Source organism: Rossellomorea sp. DA94, assembly GCF_029834455.1.
Classification (GTDB): Bacteria; Bacillota; Bacilli; order Bacillales; family Bacillaceae_B; genus Rossellomorea; species Rossellomorea vietnamensis.
The window spans coordinates 2942587-2958578 of sequence record NZ_CP122397.1 but is presented as its reverse complement, the minus strand read 5'-3'; the positions used below and the strand labels follow the sequence as shown (position 1 = coordinate 2958578).

Annotated in this window: 18 protein-coding genes; 17 read left to right on the top strand and 1 reads right to left on the bottom strand. The window is 38.8% G+C overall.

All coding sequences use genetic code 11. The annotated features are described in order from the left end of the window. The first annotated feature begins 8 nt into the window (after positions 1–8). The 9 genes from P8596_RS15435 to P8596_RS15395 all read left to right on the top strand — a co-directional run bounded on the left by P8596_RS15435 (position 9) and on the right by P8596_RS15395 (position 11555). Positions 9–1514, top strand: a complete 1506-nt coding sequence (locus tag P8596_RS15435) for a distal tail protein Dit (protein ID WP_279724274.1) — start codon at positions 9–11, stop codon at positions 1512–1514. Next, the gene (locus P8596_RS15430) at positions 1511–5179 is read left to right on the top strand and encodes a phage tail spike protein (protein ID WP_279724273.1); all 3669 of its coding nucleotides are present in this window, start codon (positions 1511–1513) and stop codon (positions 5177–5179) included. Before P8596_RS15435 ends, P8596_RS15430 begins: the two co-directional genes overlap by 4 nt. 37 nt (positions 5180–5216) lie before the next feature. After that, positions 5217–5339: a hypothetical protein gene (locus tag P8596_RS15425; protein WP_279724272.1), complete on the top strand. Its 123-nt coding sequence runs from the start codon at positions 5217–5219 to the stop codon at positions 5337–5339. Between the two features lie 53 nt (positions 5340–5392). After that, complete coding sequence (locus P8596_RS15420; protein WP_279724271.1) at positions 5393–5773, top strand: hypothetical protein; 381 nt, start codon at positions 5393–5395, stop codon at positions 5771–5773. A gap of 96 nt (positions 5774–5869) precedes the next feature. After that, a complete protein-coding gene (locus P8596_RS15415) occupies positions 5870–6304 on the top strand; it encodes a hypothetical protein (protein WP_279724270.1) in 435 nt (144 codons plus the stop codon). Positions 6305–6318: 14 nt separating this feature from the next. Beyond that, positions 6319–6591: a phage holin gene (locus P8596_RS15410; protein ID WP_481900299.1), complete on the top strand. Its 273-nt coding sequence runs from the start codon at positions 6319–6321 to the stop codon at positions 6589–6591. 45 nt (positions 6592–6636) lie between these two features. After that, the gene (locus P8596_RS15405) at positions 6637–7641 is read left to right on the top strand and encodes an N-acetylmuramoyl-L-alanine amidase (protein WP_279724268.1); all 1005 of its coding nucleotides are present in this window, start codon (positions 6637–6639) and stop codon (positions 7639–7641) included. A gap of 221 nt (positions 7642–7862) precedes the next feature. After that, positions 7863–11213, top strand: a complete 3351-nt coding sequence (locus tag P8596_RS15400) for a cell wall-binding repeat-containing protein (protein ID WP_279724267.1) — start codon at positions 7863–7865, stop codon at positions 11211–11213. Between the two features lie 15 nt (positions 11214–11228). Beyond that, on the top strand, positions 11229–11555 hold the full coding sequence (locus P8596_RS15395) for a hypothetical protein (RefSeq protein WP_279724266.1): 327 nt from the start codon (positions 11229–11231) through the stop codon (positions 11553–11555). 59 nt (positions 11556–11614) lie between these two features. Here the strand turns inward: P8596_RS15395 and P8596_RS15390 are convergent, their stop codons facing one another. Further along, the gene (locus tag P8596_RS15390) at positions 11615–11806 is read right to left on the bottom strand and encodes a hypothetical protein (RefSeq protein WP_279724265.1); all 192 of its coding nucleotides are present in this window, start codon (positions 11804–11806) and stop codon (positions 11615–11617) included. Between the two features lie 98 nt (positions 11807–11904). Between P8596_RS15390 and P8596_RS15385 the strand changes: the two genes are divergently transcribed. From P8596_RS15385 to P8596_RS15350, 8 genes are all read left to right on the top strand, one after another. Then, entirely contained in the window at positions 11905–12303 is a 399-nt protein-coding gene (locus P8596_RS15385) for an ATPase, T2SS/T4P/T4SS family (protein WP_279724264.1), read from the top strand. Next, positions 12287–13309: a competence type IV pilus assembly protein ComGB gene (gene comGB / locus P8596_RS15380; RefSeq protein ID WP_279724263.1), complete on the top strand. Its 1023-nt coding sequence runs from the start codon at positions 12287–12289 to the stop codon at positions 13307–13309. The genes P8596_RS15385 and comGB overlap by 17 nt, the downstream gene beginning before the upstream one ends. 10 nt (positions 13310–13319) lie before the next feature. Then, entirely contained in the window at positions 13320–13649 is a 330-nt protein-coding gene (comGC, locus tag P8596_RS15375) for a competence type IV pilus major pilin ComGC (RefSeq protein WP_224521053.1), read from the top strand. Continuing rightward, positions 13639–14091 carry a competence type IV pilus minor pilin ComGD gene (gene comGD / locus P8596_RS15370; protein WP_347815215.1) on the top strand — a complete coding sequence of 151 codons (453 nt, stop codon included), beginning with the start codon at positions 13639–13641 and terminating at the stop codon, positions 14089–14091. The genes comGC and comGD overlap by 11 nt, the downstream gene beginning before the upstream one ends. Then, on the top strand, positions 14075–14401 hold the full coding sequence (locus tag P8596_RS15365) for a type II secretion system protein (RefSeq protein ID WP_279724262.1): 327 nt from the start codon (positions 14075–14077) through the stop codon (positions 14399–14401). Before comGD ends, P8596_RS15365 begins: the two co-directional genes overlap by 17 nt. Beyond that, on the top strand, positions 14301–14831 hold the full coding sequence (gene comGF, locus P8596_RS15360) for a competence type IV pilus minor pilin ComGF (protein ID WP_279724261.1): 531 nt from the start codon (positions 14301–14303) through the stop codon (positions 14829–14831). The genes P8596_RS15365 and comGF overlap by 101 nt, the downstream gene beginning before the upstream one ends. 352 nt (positions 14832–15183) lie before the next feature. Further along, positions 15184–15684: a shikimate kinase gene (locus P8596_RS15355; protein ID WP_279724260.1), complete on the top strand. Its 501-nt coding sequence runs from the start codon at positions 15184–15186 to the stop codon at positions 15682–15684. 56 nt (positions 15685–15740) lie between these two features. Then, positions 15741–15920, top strand: coding sequence for a YqzE family protein (locus tag P8596_RS15350; protein WP_034757956.1), 180 nt, complete (start codon positions 15741–15743; stop codon positions 15918–15920). Positions 15921–15992: the final 72 nt, after the last annotated feature.

The window sequence follows — 15992 nt, the reverse complement described above, 5'->3', positions numbered from 1 at the left end:
GGGTACTTATGTACAGATTTGTAAATTTGACAGAACGAGGTACACGAAGTACCTCTCTGTCGATTCAGACTATATTTAATGGAATTAATTTAGATGAATTACTAACTGATAAGAATGGGAGCTTCACAACTCTTACCGTTACCGGAAGAAGTAATATAAACAATCGCTTAAACACCTTCGAGGTGCCAGGTCGTGACGGTTTAATGGAGTCCAATGAATATACTAGAAGGGAAAAAGAAATAGTCGTTAAATATCAAATGTCCGACAAAACTAACGAGGGGTTTCGGGTACGATACAATCGATTGAACGACTTGTTAAGCGGTATTAAGAAAGCATTAATGTTTACAGATGAAAATTATATTTTTTATTCAACTTTATCTGTTAATGATGTCCCGGAAGAAAATAGTAATAGTTTGGTTGGAACCCTTACATTTTTATGTGCAGATCCTAATAAATACGGACCGGAGCGAAATGGGACTATCTCCAATGATGAAGGGTACATCGATTATAATGGGACAGCTGAAACAAAGCCTACCTTCTCATTTGATGTCTTAGCCCCTATTACTCACCTGGATATTGTAGGAGACAATGGATATATTCGTATCGGTGACCCTTACACTGTTGAGGAAACCCCATTTGAACCGGAGACAATCATCCTTAATGACAACATGAGTACTTTAACAGGCTGGGGTCCTGCTAGTTCGGTAGACGGGGGAACGGTGGCAGGACAAATGAGTGTTCTAAATGGTAATGATTTTATCGCTTCTGATTATGGAAGTGGCAGCTCATGGCACGGACCATCTGTCAAAAAGTCTCTATCGCAACAATTACAGGATTTTAAAGTGGAGTGCTACTTCCGTCAGGCAGCATACGTAAATCCGAAAGACACTGGAAGAGTGGAGCTTTACCTTCTCGATATAAACAATAATGTGATTGCAAAACTTGGGCTGGCTGATGCTTGGAAGAACATGCCGAAAAACTGCGCAGAAGTACGTCTGGGTGATACATCCAATAACAACTATATGGTAAATACATCCGGTGAAACAGATACGTGGTGGAACAACTTTCAAGGAGTTATTCGGTTGGAGAGAATCGGCACCAAATTTTTCGCTTATGTGGCCAATATTACGAGAGATTCAGCCGGTAAGCATTTTCGGACATGGTTTACAGGTTTTGATGATTTGGAAGAGAAGTATCAAGGGAAAGTTGCACAGGTGCAATTGCACTTAGGGTGTTACGGTACGCACACAGCTCCCTCACAAGCCTTTCAGCGGATTAAAGTATCTAAGGTAAATCAGCCTGTCACCAATCAAGTTCCATACATCGCGCTTTCAGGAGACAAGATCGATATCAATTTCAAAAAAAGTGAAATCTTAATAAATGGCGAAGAGAGGAAAGACCTAAAGGATTTTGGGGCTTCTTTTTTTACTTTTAAAAAAGGGCGGAACAATCTTTTCATCTTACCTGAAGGGAAGGTGTCTACCACAGTGACATGGAGGGAGGCATTTAAATGATACATGTACTGGATTATCAGACCGATCAGATACTGGATTGGTTGGACAACAATGAAGAGGACTTGTTCTGGGGGGATAAACACTCTATCAATCTCAAGGGAAACAAAGAGAAGTTTAATTTTATCATGCCCTCCAATGTTCCTGCAGCTGAACATTTCAGCAAGCAGAATCGAGTGATCATCCCGGATGAAGACGGATATCTTCGCGAATTTATTATCACGGAGGTATACCAAACTAGTAAAAATAAAGAAGTGTACACAAGTGCTTCTCACCTTGAACTCAATAAGTTAAAGGTCATTGATCCTATTGCGTTGGAAGGACAGACGGTCAATACGTCCCTAGATTTCGCCTTGGATTTAACAGGGTGGGAACGAGGCGAAACAGAGTATGCAGGCACTCGGACCCTTACGTTCGATACTCACACAAGAGGCTTAGATGCCCTTCGTTATATCGCAAGTCAGTTCGGTCTGGAACTTCGGTTCCGAATCGTGAAGAAAAATCGTCGCGTTATTGGTAGGTATGTAGATCTTATCAGTCGGATAGGAGTGGAAAGCAAGAAGGAAATCGAACTTGGCAAGGACCTTGTCGGTGTCAAGCGTCGAGAAATCAGTTCCAACATCATTACCGGATTAATTGGCTTGGGACCAGAACAATCCGACGGCACCAGGTTAATCGTGAGGGTAGAAGATAAAGACGCTCTTCAACGTTGGGGAAAAGACGGTCGTCATTTGTGGGATATTTATGAGCCAACTTCTTCAGATGAAAATCTGACCGACCAGATACTCAGAGACTTGACTAGAGCCGAATTAGACAAGCGCATCAATACGACCGTAGAGTATGAAGCAGACGCTGCAAGCATCGAGCATATCTTCGGGTACGAACATGAAAAGGTACGGATTGGTGATACCAACCGGATTAAAGATACCAGTTGGGTTCCTCCTCTCTACTTGGATGCCAGGATCATATCAGTAGAACGATCAATATCAGATCCCAGCCAGAAGACCTTTGTATTAGGTGACTTCATTGAGTACAAAGAAGAAGATGTCATGAAAGCGTTCCGACTTCTAAAAACGTTGGTGGCTCAGAAGGCTGCAGTTGAGGACATTCAAGCAGTAAAAGAATATGTGGAAGCTAATGAGGGACAATGGAGCAAGTTTTTATATACGTGGGTTATGTTTGCTGAAAGTGATACAGGTGAAAACATGTCGAGCAACCCAACCGGTAAAGATTATTTGGGTATAGCCTATAACAAAGAAACTGATATCCCTTCACTAGTGGCATCTGATTACACCTGGACCAAGATTACTGGTGAACAAGGGATTCCTGGTCGGACTGGTGATGACGGAAAACCTACCTACACGTGGATAAAATATGGAACCACAGCTACTGGGGGAATAATATCTGACAATCCGAGTGGAAAAACATATATCGGTATTGCGTATAATAAATCCACACAAACTGAATCGAACAATCCTTCTGATTATGTTTGGAGTCTTATTCAAGGTCCCAAAGGCGATGTTGGCCCTCAAGGTTTACAGGGAATTCAAGGACCTAAAGGCGATCAAGGCATACAAGGTCCGACCGGAGTGGACGGTCGTACTACCTATACACATATCGCATACGCTAATAATTCCACGGGAACAAGTGGATTCTCAGTAAGTGATCCCAATAATAAAAGATATATAGGTGTATATGTGGATTTCTCGCAAAACGATTCGACCAATCCCTCTAGTTATAAATGGACATTAATCAAAGGTCAAGATGGTAGTCAGGGATTACAAGGTCCCCCGGGACCAAATGGACAAACTCCATATTTCCATACGGCATGGGCCAATAATAGTTCTGGTACTAGTAACTTCTCAACAACTTCGGCATCCGGTAGGACATATATAGGTACTTATACAGACTATATTTCCGCAGATTCTTCAGACCCCTCTAAATATACTTGGGCTTTAACTCAAGGTCCTAAAGGGGACACTGGGAATACTGGTGCTCAAGGACCACAGGGCCCTCAAGGACCACAAGGGCCTAATATAGTTGATGAGAACACAACGATAGCACCTGGCATGATAACAGTTACCAATGTTAAGAGGTATAGGACCAATAACACCTCATCCGGATATAGTGGTAAGTGGACAAAAGTATGCACGCTTAAAGTAACTAAACAATACGGTTATTCAGCTATAGATTTATCTTTCTTACATGGCGGTAACGGAGCTGCAGACCCATATTATGCGGAGTTATCTTTTAGATTGAAGCAACAAAACCCTTTGGGAGGAACACCAGCAATCGGTTTACATTATAAGGAGGGTTATTATTTACATCCTGACGATTTCGCCTACGTATATAGCGTATCGGGGTCTCAAACTATTGCCGATCTCTACATTAGAATAAGAGACGGATATAATGATTATCAATATACAATAAACAACTTCATAGAGTCCGGTGGTTTTTTATATCCATATGAATTACAACCATTTGTGGACTTACCAAATGGTGCAAAATTCGGATCAGATAAAAGTTATCAGCCCTTTTCTGAGCTAGTAGAAGATTGGACATTTACTGGTAGTACCGAGATAAACGGTGGTCGAGTTCGAGCAGATACAATAACTGGTGTGCAAATAAAAGCAAATGAGATATTGGCCAATCACATTAAATCCCTAATCGGTTTGAACGTGAACAATCAATTCATAGTCGATTCCAACGGTAACGTTATATTTAAGGGTAATTTACAAGGTGCAACCGGTAGTTTTAGCGGTTCCCTTAACGTTGCATCTGGCAGTCAGAATGTAATAATACAAAGCGGCTACGTTCGCTCAGAAAATACTAGCATCGCAGCTAGACCTACTGCGGAATTGGCGTACGCACTATTAAGGTTTTTATATTCCGGTGCAGTAAAAGCCACAATAGGCTACGACGGTCCAAGCAATGCCCTTACGATAGATTCCAACGGGACATTTGAGGTGACAGCCCCAAATGGTATTTACCTTAGTGGAAGCGATGTAGTGCTATCAGATAGCCTTAAGTGGGACGGTGGCCAGAAAATTGAAGTGCCTTCCAACGGAGGTCTTTACCTAAAACAAAATGACTCTGATTACTACAACATTATAGGTGATACTCATTCCTGGTATATCAATGGTGTACAAATGGCACGAATACAAAGGCACGCGTCCGGGCATACGATGTTGGCGATGCAATCAGCACAGCTGAAGGGGGTAGCCGGCTCGTCACCTATCATGCAAATTCGTAGTTATGATGACTCGTCTTGGGGCACTCTGCAGGTGGGTACATTAACGGAGTACTCCATGCGCGAAGGGAAGACCAACATAGAAGAATTCACATCAGATGCCTTAACAAAAATTAACCAGACCCCTATATACATGTATAACATGATAGAAGATGATGATTTGGAAGATAAGCAGCTAGGGGTAATTTTCGAGGAGTCTCCGATAGAAGTAAGAGCCAAAGCAGGGAATGGAGTAAGACCCTACGCAATGGCAGCTCTTGCATGGAAAGCGATCCAAGAGTTATCTGCGGGAAAAGAGCAGCTGAAGGCTGAAATCCAAGATTTAAAGCAAGTAGTTGGAGAAGTTGAGCAGTTGAAGGCTGAAATCCAACAGTTAAAGCAAATCGTTGGGGTGAGAGATGAATCCAAAGCCGAATAAGGCTTTTTTATTTTGTCTGGAAAGGGGGTGGAGTCCATTGAAAAGCAGTAAGGATACCGAGGTAATAGAGCTTAGACAACAAGTAAACGATTTGAAAGATGAGGTTAACTTCTTAAAAGGTTGGGTAATTCAATTAGATGAACTGATAAATAGAAAATAAAGGAATTCCCTCCTTCTTGTCGAATGATGGTAACAGGAAGGAGGTGTTAGTAGATGAAAAGAGAAGAAGTTGCAAGAAGAATGAGGGAAAGCATTATTGATCAAGATAAAGAGTTAACTTATTCTACTTATAATGTGCTTGTCCAAAGCTTGTACCGATTTAAAGATGAGATTGGCCTCAAAGGAAATTATGAAGAGTTGTCTCTTAGACATCAAGGTGGAGAAGTGATCTTTCAGTTTAAAGAAAATTCTCTCGCTCTGTGGTTTGACCAAGAAGAAAATAAAATCTACATTAAAAAAAGAACATCAGAAAATGAAAAAATCTTGGATAAGATTACGGCAGACAATGGTAAGTTGATTTGTAATGATGGTGAATTTAAGATTGAAGAGATTGATGAATATTTATCTAGGTGTTTCGCGAAGCTTCTAAAATAGAAATAAAAAAATTATTAGGCATCCTTTTTTCGAGGATGCTTTTTTCTTTTAAGGAGGTGATCCCACTCATGATAATTAAAGAAGGGGGCGTTTCCGTTGCAGTCAACAGAGGAGGCACATGATATGAGGGACCATGATGTGAGGGAGTTAAAGGACGTGATGAAAGACGTCCAGAAGACTCTTCACGGTGTAGACAAGACGGTGGCGATTCATTCAAAGGAATTCGAATCCATAAAAACGATAAAAGAAACCGTTGTGACAAACAGAGAAAGTACCAAATCAGCCCACCATCGTATTGATGAAGTGGAGAGAGATATGAGAAAAGGTTTCGAAGAGATCCAGGCACAGCAAAAAGAACAGTTCGATGACTTCAAGAAGCTTGTTGAGGCATCAAACGCCTCCCACGATAAGAATTTTGAAAAGATGAGGACTTTCGGATGGAAAGTCTTTTTTCTTTTTGCTGCTCCTTTTGCAGCTGGAGTCGTGGGATTTATTTGGTTTGTGTTTAACAAAGGCATAGGACTTAGATAATAGGAGTGATTCAATTGATTAATTGGAAAATTAGATTTTTAAATAAGACCTTTTTGCTACAGGTACTGGGAGCGTTATTCTTGCCACTATTAGCGTATCAAGGGATGGCCATGGAGGATCTGACCTCTTGGTCGTCTGTTGGTGATTTATTTGTAAAAGCATTTACCAATCCCTACTTATTAGCTATCACGCTATGGTCAGTATTTAACGCGGTAACGGATCCTACAGTAAAAGGAATTGGTGATAGCTTTAAGGCAAGATCATACGAAAAACCAAGTGAAAAATAAGCTCTCCATTCGGAGGGCTTTTTAATTTGAGAGGAGAGAAAGTTTATGACAACTATAGGTAACGATTTTGGACATGCAGGTGATACATGGGAACGCACAGGAGGGAAGGGAGTTATTGTGGGAGGTAAAGTATACGAGGAGCATACATTTAATGTTAGAGTGGGGCTTGCTCTCAGTGCTCATTTAAAGAGATGTGGAATTAACGAGAAGCGCATCCAGGAACCATTTAAGACAGAGGTCTCCTTGCGCGATCGAACAAACTTTTACAACACTCAACGGGTCGACGTGGTGTTATCGAACCACGCGAATGCCAATAGTGATAAAGACGTAAAAGGAATATGCGTTTTTGCTTGGAAGGACCATGAGCCATCGCAGCGACTTCAGAAGTTTTTAGTTGAAGAATATGAAAGACTTGGATTTGAAACGCATGGTATCGGGGAGCATGAAAGTGAAATAAGCTCTTGGACAGATCTGGCCATTGTCCGAGATACAAAGATGACAGCATGCCTTATCGAAAATGGCTTCATGACCAACCAGGAAGAATTCAAAAAGATTTTCTTGGATCCTGCATACGCCACAAAATGCGCTTTAGCTCAAGCAAGGGCTCTATGCCGATTCTTTAAAATTCCATTTAAAGAAGAAATCAAAGCAAAGGTAGCTGTAAAGGAAAGTGATTCAGCGGACGGGAAATTGACCCGAGGAGAAAAGGGGCCAAACGTAAAAATTCTTAATATGATGTTGAATACATTAGAATACACCCGTAAAACTGATGACTTATTCGATCAATACACTGAAGCAGCCTTAAAGTCTTTTCAGAAAGATCTTGGATTAAGGCAAGACGCGATATATACCACTGAGGTTGGCCGGATCCTCATTCAAGCCATTCAGCGAAAAAATACTCACCTGGAGCCTGCAAAGCTACCTAACAAGAGTGCTGATCTATATCGCCTTGCTAAATTAATTGATACCAGAAATGTGTCTTTAATCGACAGATTATTAGAAGAAGGTTATAAAATTTTGGAGATGCCTATGAAAAAGACTAATTTGTAAAATAAATTGTGAAACATCTATTCCAAGAGAGAGTGAATAGTTAGCCTACCATTTAAGTAAGCTAACTATTCTATTTACACAAAGGATAAAATTGATATAAAAACAATATTTTTTCCAGAAAACTATTGTTTTGGAAAAATATTAAATTTATAATGAGAGCTGTTTGTTTCTGTGTTTAGAGATTGCAAGGCAAAAATTTATAAGAGGAAGGAAAAAAACTTGTGAAAAGAAAATTAATTTTAAAATTTTTAATGATTACAATACTTTTAGTAGCTAATTCATTAGGGTCGTTACAATTACCTTCTAAAGTTCATGCAACTGATAATAATTCATTAACGGTTGATCGAATTAGCGGAATTGATAGATATGCTACATCAGTTTCGATATCAAAACAAGGTTGGAAAACATCTGAAAATTTAATATTAGTGAATGGAGAATCCTTTCCAGACGGGATAGCATCCACACCATTATCTGGGAAATTTAACGCACCTATATTAATGACCCCAAATGAATCGTTACCACTTGTAGTTTTAGATGAAATTAAACGGTTAAGTCCAAAGAATATATACATAATAGGTGGAGTTTCAGCCATTTCTAAAGAAATAGAAGATTCATTAAAAAATCAAGGGAAGAACGTAATCAGAATATATGGTAGTGATCGTTATGCTACTTCCGTACAAATTGCAAAAAAATTCACAAGCAATAAAGTTATCCTTACTAATGGAAAAAGTTTCTCTGACAGTCTATCTGTTTCATCATATGCAAGTAAGAATGGAATTCCAATTTTATATCATACTGGTGAAGAAATACCTTCGGTTGTTAAAAGCTATATACAAGGAAAAGAAATTATACTAGTTGGAAATTTACCACCTTCAGCTTATACAGGTTTAAATGTTACTAAAAAGAGTTACGGATTAAATCGTTATGATACAAATGTTAAAGTTATTAAAGAGCTTTATGGTTCTTTCGTTACAGCAGTGGTTTCTACTGGGACGGGATTCGCTGATGCATTAAGTGGGACAGCGTTGGCCTCAAAAAAGAGTGCTCCAATTATTTTAGTAGATAAGAATACAATGAGTAGTTCATCAACTTTTTCTTTACTAAACTCAGTTAATGAAATTTTCATACTGGGTGGTAAAAATGCAGTATCTGAAGATTTAGAAACGAAAATCAGGAATAAAAATAGAATTTATTCAATGAATATTCCTTATCAATTTGAGACCTTTGACGATGATTTTATGGGATCTCATGTAGGTACTTATTCACCTCAGAAAGTTAGAGTAATAAAAGATTCGTTTTGGCGTGGAATGAAATTAATAGAAACTAACTCAGGAAATCAATGGGTGTTTCATGTACCACCGTCAATTAATGAACTCAATATCACAAAGAAATTCGTTACTTACAAATCTAATTATTTCCATACTGATTTCATAAAAGTAAACTCCCCTCGTAAAGTACAGGTCCTTAGTGAGAGCGGTTGGGACAACAATTGGTATCTAATTAAGGGAGATAGCGGACCTGAATGGGTTAATTATCAGGGGGATATAAACTCAATTACTATTCCTTACAACTTCGATATATACAATTCCCCCTTCTTCTCTAGTCGGGTAATAGGTGAAGTACATTCCCCTACCACATTAGAACCAATAGCAAAGACAGAGGATCACTGGTATCAAGTTATCATTAATAACGAACCTAAATGGGTTTATTATGATGAAGAAAATTATGGTGAAAGACTAACTATAAATTATAGTTTTGACACCTATGATTCACCGTTATTCTTTATGAATGATAAAATAGCAACTTATCAGCCTCAAACAGTTTCTGTTTTAGGGAAATACACTAAAAACTGGTATTTGATAAAGACTAACAAGGGTAACAAATGGGTACATGTCTTTTCGGAGAGCATGCAGGAACAATTAGATATTCCAAATAGGTTTGAAATTTATTCAGAACCGAATTTTAATTCAAGAAAAATAACTACATTAGACCCACAAAAAATAATGTCTTATGGAGATAGCGATTCTATTTTCACTGAAAATTGGCACATGATTCAATACAACGAATCTTCGGCCTGGGTTTATTATGATAGTGCATTAAATTCAAGTACAATCAACCTACCTTACGGTGTTAATCTATATAGTAAAGCTGATTTTGATAATGACTATATTGTTGGTGGAATTGGCAAAGGAAGTTATAAACCGATTGCAAAATCGGGTGAATATTGGTATCAAATTAATACCTCAAGTGGATTGAAATGGTTCTATTACAATCCAAATTTAGAAAAGCTTACAATAAGTTCCAAGGTGAAAGCATACTCCTCACCAAGTTACAATAATGAAATAGGCTATGTTAGTCCACAAATTGTACAACCTATAGCTAAAGCCTATAATAGTTGGTTGTTAATTAATGATGGTGGAGTGAAAAAATGGGTGAGCTTGGTTGATGTAGCTCCTGATAAACTTTCCCCAGAGATGCTTGAGAATGATTTGCGTTGGAAAGAATTTACCCAGTCAATGTCGAGTTTAGAGGATATTAAATTAGACGACATTAATGTAAATGTAGATTTAAACTACCTAAGGGGATTAGAAGAGGAAATATCAAATATAAATGTAAATGTTAATATTGATATGGAATTTTTTCATCAAATTGTACAGGATACAGAAAAGTTTCGTAATGGCGCTTATGAATTTGTAGAACAAGTTAATTCTGACATGTTAGAATTAAATCTTTTTATGGAAGACCTTTCTGTTCAAATGATAAATCTGAAAAAAGATATAAATTCTCTTAATATAAGTGGTGGAGATGATACTAAAAGGAGACTAATTGCAGATTTAGATGAAAAAGTTAAAAAGATTGAGTTAAACAAGCCTTTTATAAGTGAAAGTAGTAGCCAAACAGCATTCAGCCAAGTATTAAAAGGGATGGATGTACAAGATTGGCTCTCGGCAGCTGGATTTTTCCCTGTTGTTGGCCCAATTGCTGATGGTGGAAATGCTGTAATTTACTTATTTAGAGGGGATCCATCAAATGCAATTTTCTCAGGGATTGCTTTAATTCCGTTCGTCGGTGATGGTATCTCTGCTACACGATATGGTGTCAAAGCTATTAATGATGTACCTAGTACTTTAAAGACACTAGACAAAACGCCTACAGACATTGGTTGGAATATGCCAAGAGGAGGAGGAACAATAAATGGACGTAGATATTCTGAACATGCATTAGAAAGAATGGCTCCAAATACTGCAGAAGTTAGAGCTGAGTTGCATACTAGGGCAGTTCAGAACGCCATTAAAAAAGGTTATACTCCAGGTACGCTAAACTACAATGATTCAATAAAACGATATATTGACCCTAGGGGGGTTACTCCGGAAATAGTAGAATATGTTATTAAGAATGGTATTAAGCGTCCTGATGCAGAAGAAGGAAAATTCATACATGAGATATCTGAGACGTTCATTGAAAAACAGTTAGTAGAAGGCAAAGTTATAGAAGTAACTAAAACTAAAGTTACAAAGGTAGTAGTTAATACCAATGGTGATGTAGTTACTGTAGAAAAACATTCAAAATAAAAATAGGTGATAAATATGATTGATTTTGATTTGTACGACTTATTAGAATTATTTGAAAGAGAGGCTATAGAGTATAGTCGGGATCAAGGGTTTTACATGAATAGTAAAACAGATGTACTGGGTATAGAATTATTGTTAAGTATGTCAATTTATAGTAATTCGTGCAGAATTAGTTTAATCCATAAAGAGTATGAAGTGACTCTTGTGAGTTTGGAAATTAAAAATGTTTCAAAAGTGGAAAAAAGAGAGGAAATCCTGCTAATACATTCAGAAAATAGAAGCTCTCCAGTTACAATAAATTTCAAACCAAGATTTTCTATAGGCCAAATCAATTTAGGTTAGTGATTAGCAAGGTAGTAAATTATGCAAGTCCCTTTCAGTAAGAAGTGGACTTGCATTTTTTAGTTAAGTAAAGTGTCATTAAAAAACGAATACTTTTTCACAATTTCCTCGAAAGTTCCTTCATCAACAATTGGGAGATTCTCAGTATCAGGACAATCAAAGTGTAAAATAGTGTTTGCGTAATTTAATGCTACTTTGTCTTGAGGCTGATAAAACTCCTTACAATGGTGACATCTAATTTTGTTCTTCATTTAATTTCCTCCTTTCCATGAATTAGTAATTCTAGATGCAAAATTCAAATTCCTTCTTCGATTACAAATATATATGTAAAAATTTTTCCGAATAAATAGTGCATGGTTCTATTATTATCACAGGTCATTTGGTGATCTCGACTTTGCATACTAGAGATGCAAAAGGGGCGATATATCGCTTGATGGAATTGGGGATCGAGTGGAATGATATCGAACAGACGCTGCTTGCTGTATCTGCTCAGAGATTACTGAAGCTCCTCTGTCCGATCTGCAAAGCAGAATGTGGCGGAAAGTGTCTTAGGGGGAAAAACCGTAACAGGGCATCTGTCTATGAAATCATTACGGGAAGCTCTTTGAAGGAAGTATTGAAGGAGGCTAAGGGCGAGAGGGCGGAACATCAGTATCGCACATTGCAGGCTTTAATATGTAAGGGGGTGGCACTCGGATTTGTTTCAGAACATGAATATAGGAAATGGGTTCATGAAGAAAAGCGATGATCAGGGTAAATTCCTGAAGAGTCTTGGTGACCTCCTTCAAAAAGGTTATTCTTTTACAGAGGCCATCGACTTTCTCTTGCTTCCTAAAGGAAAGAAAACCATCAAATTTAAAAAAAGATTGATCGGCTCCCTCCAAAAAGGAGAGTCCATTTCCACCGTGATGAATAAACAACTCAACATCCCCGCTCATGTCAGCGCACAGATTTTTTTCGCCGAGCATCATGGCCAAATGGGACATACCCTGTCTGAGGCAGGAAGCTATCTCATTAAAAGAAAAAAAAATCAGGAGCAATTGCAAAAGATCTTTCAATACCCGCTCATGTTGATTTTTATATCCATCATCATGATGGTCTTACTTCGAAAGGTATTATTTCCAAGATTTCAGTCCCTTTATTCCTCGATGGGCTATGAACCTTCCGCCAAGCTTACGTATCTTTTACATTTCATTGAGAACTTCCCCATGATTTTCTGTGCAGGATTACTGTTTCTCCTGCTCCTTACTATCGTCTTTTTCCTTTTTAAAAAGAGAATTTCGCCTGTGAAGCTGTCGGTTGTCTTATGTCGAATACCATTGATCTCCACTTACATGAAGCTCGGTCATTCCCACTTTTTTTCAAGGGAATTAAGCTTTCTGCTTTCAAGCGGTGTATCCATCACGGAATCCCTCCTCATCATCGAAAGACAATCATTCCGTCCGACCTTACAATACATTTCCAGCCGTTGCATCCAACAGCTCAAAGCAGGGAGTCCGTTTCATGAATGTTTTTCCACTATGCCTTTTTTCCAGGAAGAGCTATCATTCGTTGTTCAGCACGGGCAGAAGAACGGACGATTATCAGAGGAACTTCGTATTTACAGTGATATATGCTTTCAGGAATTAGAGGAGAAAACACATGCCTGGCTCAAGTATATCCAGCCCGCAATCTTCACTTTTGTCGGTCTATTTATCATGGCAATCTATTTCTCTATCATGATGCCTCTCTTCCAGATGATGCAGGGAATCTAAAATGAAATCTATACCCAGGAGGAAAAGTATGCTCAAAAATGAAAAAGGATTCACATTAATCGAAATGATGATCGTTTTGCTCGTCATTTCCGTCTTGCTTTTTATCACGATCCCGAATGTGACCAATCAGAGTAACTCCATCAATTCTAAAGGCTGTGAAGCGTTCGTTCATATGGTGGAAGGGCAGATTGAAGCGTATAAGATGGATGGGAATACAGATTCAGTGACCATTGATACCCTTGTTGCAGATGGTTATCTGAACGATGACTATAAAGCCTGTCCCGACGGAAGGACCATCTCCATCGATGCTGAAGGGAAGGTGGTGACGGCTGCTGATTAATGAAGGGATAAAAGCTGAAGCGGGATATACCCTCGTTGAAATGCTCATCGTCTTATTGATCTTTACCATTTTATTATCGTGGGTTGGTTTCTCCATCGTTCCGTTAAAAGACCATACTGAAAAGGAACTGTTCATTTCTCAGCTCGAATCAGACCTCTACCAGATCCAGAGTTACAGTATCAATCATCAAGTCCCGACATTGCTTATCTTTTATCCTTATACAAATAAATACGTTGCCAAAACAGGAGCAAGTCAAACGATTGTGTCGAGAAAACTTCCTGCCGGTGTACAGATAGCCTTAACGAACAGCTTGGAGGAAATCACCTTTTATCCTGATGGGAACACAAATCAATTTGGCAGGGTGAATTTTAAAATGGGAGATGTCAATATGTATCTGATGTTCCAAATTGGTCAAGGGAGATTTTATGTACAGGAATACTAAGGGTTTTTCATTACCAGAAACACTGGTAGCGTTTAGTTGTATCCTCATGATGTGCGGCTTGTTCATCCCCTTCTTCATTCATTATGCGTCCGGGCTTCAAAAGCTCCAACGTGAAGTGGAAGCATTGAAATTCCTTCGGGAAGGGGTGGAGGAGGCAATCGTTACACATGAGTTTGTCGATCATTCAAGAATCTATAAGGGGGTCGGGTATGAGCTCATTTGGGAAAACGGGGGGAGTGGTGAAGCATGTGTACGCTATGATGAAGACGCAGGGACCATCCGTGAAGTGTGCGTCGGGGCGGATGGATGAGAAGGGGTTCACATTGATTGAGGCTCTGTTAAGCTTTAGTTTGTTTTGTATGATTTCCCTCAGTATTCCCCTGATGATGAAAGGTTTTTCGACGATCGAGCATGATTTGGTTCCTCCCCGCTATTATGAATGGAATTTATTTCATGAAAGTGTAAGAGATGAATTAAGGAAGGCAAAGGATGTAAATGTAATGTCCAATCAACTCTCCTTCGTCATGGACGGGGAAACGATACTGTATGAAAAATATAATCAGTCCATTAGAAGGAGGGTGAATAATAGGGGTCATGAAATCGTCCTTCAGTCAGTGGAAGGGTTTACGTTTAATGTCATCGATCAGGGGGTGCATTTGGATCTGGAATTTGAAGGCGGGGAAAAAGTGGAAGGGAACTTCTTTTCCTTTTCAGCAGCGGAGGGGGGATTCTCACCTTAACAATAACGGGTTTATTCTTCCATATACGCTGCTTCTATTGATGATTGTACTGGTTTTAGCCTTTGCATCAAAAGACTTGTTTATAAGTAAGTATCAGTATCTCTCTAACATGAAGAGTATTCAGGAAAGAAATGTCAGTGTCTCCCGCGCGATCTTATTTGAAATCGAGAATGGACCTCATCCTTCAGGGAATGTAAAAACCAAATTTGGTGAGGTCATGACCACCAGTCAGATGCTAAACCCGCAAGAAGTCCAGTTGGAATTGACATTCTCACGGGATAATAAGGTTTTTCTTCCTTCGACGGTTGTGTATAATAGGGAAACAAAACAAATCACACGTTGGGAGTAGAATATGAAACCGATTTTCTTTATTGGCTTTATGGGGGTAGGAAAGACGACGATTGGAAAACGTCTTGGAGATGTTTTGAATCTTCCGGTGATCGATATGGATCAATACATCGAAAGGATAGAAAAAAAGGCAATCAAAGATATTTTTCTTCAGCATGGTGAATCGTATTTCAGGGATCTGGAAACAAAAGTGCTCAATGAATTGAAAAGTGAAGAAGTCATTATCACTACTGGTGGGGGAGTGGTGGAAAGAAAGGAGAACCGGGAATTTCTAAGGCAGAACGATTCTGTTTTCCATTTAACATGCTCTTTTGATTCACTATGGGAAAGGCTTGAAGGAGATGAGGATCGTCCTCTGGTACAAAATAATTCGAAGGGCAAATTATTGGACCTTTTTGAGCGTCGTCTTCCCCTGTATAAAGATGGGAGCTCTGTAACCATTCATACAGATCATAAATCAGTCGATGAAGTGGTTCAAGCGATATTGCCCTTCATCAAGAGTTAAGCTGTATAATTTCCGTTCTATTGGGAATACTGATAAAAGCGGAAGGTGGTGCTTTTATGTCAGTAAATGATTATGTTAAGTTCATAACACAAACATTTGTCCAGCATTATGAAAAATCACCCCATGAACGTAAGACATTAAAAAAGCAGAGAAAGAATGAGCGGGAACCATTTCTCTTCAGGTGGTTCGGCATCATCCCATATGCTTTCATGATCATGTTCAAGAAAAACAAATAGTGGATAAGGATTACCTTTATGGTAGTCCTTTTTTTAATAGCCAAAAGGGGGAGAAACAAAGCTTGTCTCCCC

Bases quoted from the DNA above. Each gene is read 5' to 3' on its own strand.
- P8596_RS15435 (WP_279724274.1), top strand. From the start codon at position 9: ATGTACAGATTTGTAAATTTGACAGAACGAGGTACACGAAGTACCTCT.
- P8596_RS15430 (WP_279724273.1), top strand. From the start codon at position 1,511: ATGATACATGTACTGGATTATCAGACCGATCAGATACTGGATTGGTTG.
- P8596_RS15420 (WP_279724271.1), top strand. From the start codon at position 5,393: ATGAAAAGAGAAGAAGTTGCAAGAAGAATGAGGGAAAGCATTATTGAT.
- P8596_RS15405 (WP_279724268.1), top strand. From the start codon at position 6,637: ATGACAACTATAGGTAACGATTTTGGACATGCAGGTGATACATGGGAA.
- P8596_RS15395 (WP_279724266.1), top strand. From the start codon at position 11,229: ATGATTGATTTTGATTTGTACGACTTATTAGAATTATTTGAAAGAGAG.
- P8596_RS15390 (WP_279724265.1), bottom strand. From the start codon at position 11,806: ATGAAGAACAAAATTAGATGTCACCATTGTAAGGAGTTTTATCAGCCT.
- comGB (WP_279724263.1), top strand. From the start codon at position 12,287: ATGAAGAAAAGCGATGATCAGGGTAAATTCCTGAAGAGTCTTGGTGAC.
- P8596_RS15365 (WP_279724262.1), top strand. From the start codon at position 14,075: ATGTACAGGAATACTAAGGGTTTTTCATTACCAGAAACACTGGTAGCG.
- comGF (WP_279724261.1), top strand. From the start codon at position 14,301: ATGAGCTCATTTGGGAAAACGGGGGGAGTGGTGAAGCATGTGTACGCT.
- P8596_RS15355 (WP_279724260.1), top strand. From the start codon at position 15,184: ATGAAACCGATTTTCTTTATTGGCTTTATGGGGGTAGGAAAGACGACG.
- P8596_RS15350 (WP_034757956.1), top strand. From the start codon at position 15,741: ATGTCAGTAAATGATTATGTTAAGTTCATAACACAAACATTTGTCCAG.